The organism is Escherichia sp. TW14182, from assembly GCF_000208525.1.
Classification (GTDB): domain Bacteria; phylum Pseudomonadota; class Gammaproteobacteria; order Enterobacterales; family Enterobacteriaceae; genus Escherichia; species Escherichia ruysiae.
In genome coordinates this window covers 1-4,201 of sequence record NZ_AEJZ01000483.1, presented here as the reverse complement: position 1 = coordinate 4,201, position 4,201 = coordinate 1, and the positions used below count along the sequence as shown (strand labels likewise).

Sequence of the window (4,201 nt, the reverse complement as noted above, 5' to 3'; positions counted from 1 at the left end):
CTGATAAGACGCGGCAGCGTCGCATCAGGCGTTGATTGCCGGATGCGGTACAAGCACCTTATCCGGCCTACATATTGCTATTACCACCAGATTTCCATCTGGGCACCGAATGTCCACTCATCGCTATCACCGCGACCGAAGCTACCGCCTTCGAAATTCGCCGGAACAGCTTTGCCGTAGTTCGGGTTGGAAGAGGAGCTACCGTTGTAGTCATAACCCCATTTCTCATCCCACTTGGCGTAGGTTGCGAAGACACGAATAGCCGGGCGTGACCAGATGCTGTCGCCAGCCTGCCATTGTTGTGCGAGGGTGATTTTGTACTGATTGTTCTTGTCGCCAGTGCGCTGGGATTCGACGTTGTCGTAGCCCACTTCCAGCAAGGTACTCATGATAGGCGTCCACTTGTACATTGGACGAATACCGACGGTCCACCATTTGGTGCCGTTGTCGTTATCCCAGTTGATATCCTGGTACATACCCACGTACATCATGTCCCAGTTGTCGCCCATGGAGATCGCACCGTGATCGAGGATACGCAGCAGGTGACCGTTATTGTTAATATTGTAGGCAAATTTTTCGTTATCAAACGCAACGCCAGAACCCTGCGACAGACCTTTACCCTGCGAGGTCATCGAGTCTGTTGCGTACTGAACAACAAACTTGTTGAAGCCTTTCAGGATGCTCTGGGTATGCTCGGCAGTGAACATCCAGCCATCTTTCGATGCGCCATCAACCAGACGATAGTTATCACGCAGGTTAGCGCGACCGTAGTCAACACCCAGTTCCAGGGTGCCGCCCGGGTTGATTTCCATCTGCGCTAAACGCACGTCGAAGACGTCGTTCGCAGTCTCGTTGGTATAGTCATAGATATTGTTGCTGGCGAAAGAAGACGAACCGCCCGCTTCAGAAGAACGCGTTGCTGCCAGAGAAAGTTTACCGAAGCCAACGTCGATGTTTTCCAGACCGGCACCAGGACCAGAAATATCCCAGTAGTAGAAGTCGATCATATGAACGTCATGACGCTGATAGAAACGCTTACCGGCCCAAATAGTGGCGCCTGGCAGCCATTCAATCAGGTTTTTCCCCTGCACGTTCGCTTCACGGAAGGCCGGATCGGTGGCTTCCCAGTCATTCTGTTGTGCTACGGAATAGGCAACGTTAGTGTCGAAATAGAAGCTCTTATCGCCCTCTTTCCACACTTCCTGACCCAATTTTAATTCAGCATAAGTTTCACATTCGTTGCCAAGACGGTATTTACTTTGAGCGCCAGTGGTCTGGAAACACTGTTGTTCACCGCCGCTCCCTGTCCAGCCGATCCCGGAACGAGCGTAACCGTGGAAATCCACAGCCATTGCCTGAGCAGACATTACGCCTGCTGCGACGGCAACCGCCAGAGGAAGTTTGCGCAGAGTAATCATCATTCTATCTCCTGAGTCATTGCTTTTCTTTTTTCACATCGCCTGTCACAGGCTTTGTGTCTTTTTTAGGGGTGCTTAAACGCCCGGCTCCTGATGCAGTCGACGACATGCAGTGCCATCCTCACGGAACAGATGGCAACGCTCTGGCGGCAGGCCGATAGCGAATGTGGCACCTTCTTCTACCAACACCACGTCAGACTGGCGGTACACCAGGTTTTGACGAATGGAAGGGATCTGGATATGAATTTGCGTTTCGTTGCCGAGCTGCTCGACCACCTGAACTTCCCCCTCAAGGATGACGTCGGCGATATCGCTTGGCAGTAAATGTTCCGGGCGAATGCCCAGCGACATGTTGGCGCCGACCTGAACGTTGTGGCTTTCAACCGGCAGCCAGACCTGCTGGAGGTTTGGCATCGGCAGCTCAACCTGGACTTGATCGATTGCAACGGCGGTCACTTTTACCGGCAGGAAATTCATTTTCGGTGAACCGATAAAACCGGCGACAAAGCGGTCGGCCGGATAGTGATACAACTCAAGCGGCTTCCCGACCTGCGCCACGCGACCGGCGTCCAGCACCACGATTTTGTCGGCCAACGTCATCGCTTCGACCTGGTCGTGGGTGACGTAAATCATCGTGCGCCCCAGGCGTTTATGCAGACGGGAAATTTCGATACGCATCTGTACACGTAGCGCGGCATCAAGGTTGGAAAGTGGTTCATCGAGTAAAAACACGCTTGGCTCGGCCACCAGCGTACGACCAATCGCCACACGTTGACGTTGTCCGCCGGAGAGCGCCTTCGGTTTGCGATCCAGCAAGTGCGCCAGTTGCAGCACTTCCGCCACCTGGTTAACACGCTGGTTGATGACCTCTTTCTTTGCGCCTGCTAATTTCAGGCCAAAAGACATATTTTCTGCCACAGACAGGTGGGGATAGAGCGCATAGGACTGGAACACCATGCCGACGCCGCGTTCTGCTGGCGGGGTATCGTTCATTCGTTTATCACCGATGAACAGGTCGCCGCTGGTGATCGTCTCAAGACCGGCAATCATGCGCAGTAAAGTGGATTTACCGCAGCCAGACGGTCCGACAAACACCACGAACTCACCTTCGTGGATGTCGAGATTGATATCTTTCGATACCACCACATCCCCCCAGGCCTTCGTTACATTTTGCAGCTGTACGCTCGCCATGCCCTTCTCCCTTCGTTACAACCTGTCATCGACAGCAACATTCATGATGCAGTGACTATGCGTCATCGGAAGATGGCTTAAATCCTCCACCCCCTGGCTTTTTTATGGGGGAGGAGGCGGGAGGATGAGAAGGTGGGGTCTGCATACTAATCCGAGGGAAAGTAAGGAAATTCGTGATATTGCTTGCAAAAAACATGGCAATTTTGTGTGCGCCTTACCGCAATACTGCCGTTTCTGCGATGCAGATCACATAAAACAAAGGTGGGGCGTAGGGGCAAGGAGGATGGAAAGAGGTTGCCGTATAAAGAAACTAGAGTCCGTTCAGGCGTTTTCACAAGCACTTCACCAACAAGGACCAGAGATTATGAAAATAAAAACAGGTGCACGCATCCTCGCATTATCTGTTTTGACGACGATGATGTTTTCCGCCTCGGCTCTCGCCAAAATCGAAGAAGGTAAACTGGTAATCTGGATCAACGGCGATAAAGGCTACAACGGCCTCGCAGAAGTGGGTAAGAAATTCGAGAAAGATACCGGAATTAAAGTCACCGTTGAGCATCCAGATAAGCTGGAAGAGAAGTTCCCCCAAGTTGCGGCCACTGGCGATGGTCCGGACATTATTTTCTGGGCGCACGACCGCTTTGGCGGCTATGCCCAATCTGGCCTGTTGGCTGAAATCTCCCCAGACAAAGCGTTACAGGACAAGCTGTATCCGTTTACCTGGGATGCTGTACGTTATAACGGCAAACTGATTGCTTATCCGATTGCCGTTGAAGCGTTATCGCTAATTTATAACAAAGACCTGCTGCCGAATCCGCCAAAAACCTGGGAAGAAATCCCGGCACTGGATAAAGAACTGAAAGCGAAAGGTAAGAGCGCGCTGATGTTCAACCTGCAAGAACCGTACTTCACCTGGCCGCTGATTGCTGCCGACGGTGGTTATGCGTTCAAGTATGAAAATGACAAATACAATGTGAAAGACGTTGGTGTGGATAACGCCGGCGCGAAAGCGGGTCTGACCTTCCTGGTTGATCTGGTTAAAAACAAACACATGAATGCGGATACTGATTACTCCATCGCAGAGGCGGCCTTTAACAAAGGTGAAACGGCGATGACCATCAACGGTCCGTGGGCATGGTCCAACATCGATACCAGCAAAGTGAACTACGGTGTGACGCTGCTGCCGACCTTCAAGGGACAACCTTCCAAACCGTTCGTTGGCGTTCTGAGTGCAGGCATCAACGCTGCCAGCCCGAACAAAGAACTGGCAAAAGAGTTCCTCGAAAACTACCTGCTGACTGACGAAGGGCTGGAAGCGGTAAATAAAGATAAACCGCTGGGCGCCGTGGCGCTGAAGTCTTACCAGGATCAGCTGGCGAAAGATCAACGTATTGCCGCCACCATGGATAACGCCAAGAACGGTGAAATCATGCCGAATATCCCGCAGATGTCGGCCTTCTGGTATGCCGTGCGTACCGCCGTGATCAACGCCGCCAGCGGTCGTCAAACTGTTGATGCCGCGCTGAAAGATGCGCAGGGTCGTATAACCAAGTAATGCTGTGAAATGCCGGATGCGGCGTGAACGCCTTATC

General features: G+C 52.3%; 3 protein-coding genes. 1 reads left to right on the top strand and 2 read right to left on the bottom strand.

Translation table 11 applies throughout. The annotated features are described in order from the left end of the window. Positions 1-80: 80 nt before the first annotated feature. Positions 81-1,421, bottom strand: a complete 1,341-nt coding sequence (gene lamB, locus EQY_RS0123495; RefSeq protein ID WP_000973648.1) for a maltoporin LamB — start codon at positions 1,419-1,421, stop codon at positions 81-83. A 72-nt stretch (positions 1,422-1,493) separates the two neighbouring features. Next, complete coding sequence (gene malK, locus EQY_RS0123490) at positions 1,494-2,609, bottom strand: maltose/maltodextrin ABC transporter ATP-binding protein MalK (RefSeq protein ID WP_000179160.1); 1,116 nt, start codon at positions 2,607-2,609, stop codon at positions 1,494-1,496. Positions 2,610-2,973: 364 nt separating this feature from the next. On the opposite strand from malK, the gene malE reads away from it, so the two are divergent. Beyond that, positions 2,974-4,164, top strand: coding sequence for a maltose/maltodextrin ABC transporter substrate-binding protein MalE (gene malE / locus EQY_RS0123485; protein ID WP_000695404.1), 1,191 nt, complete (start codon positions 2,974-2,976; stop codon positions 4,162-4,164). Positions 4,165-4,201: the final 37 nt, after the last annotated feature.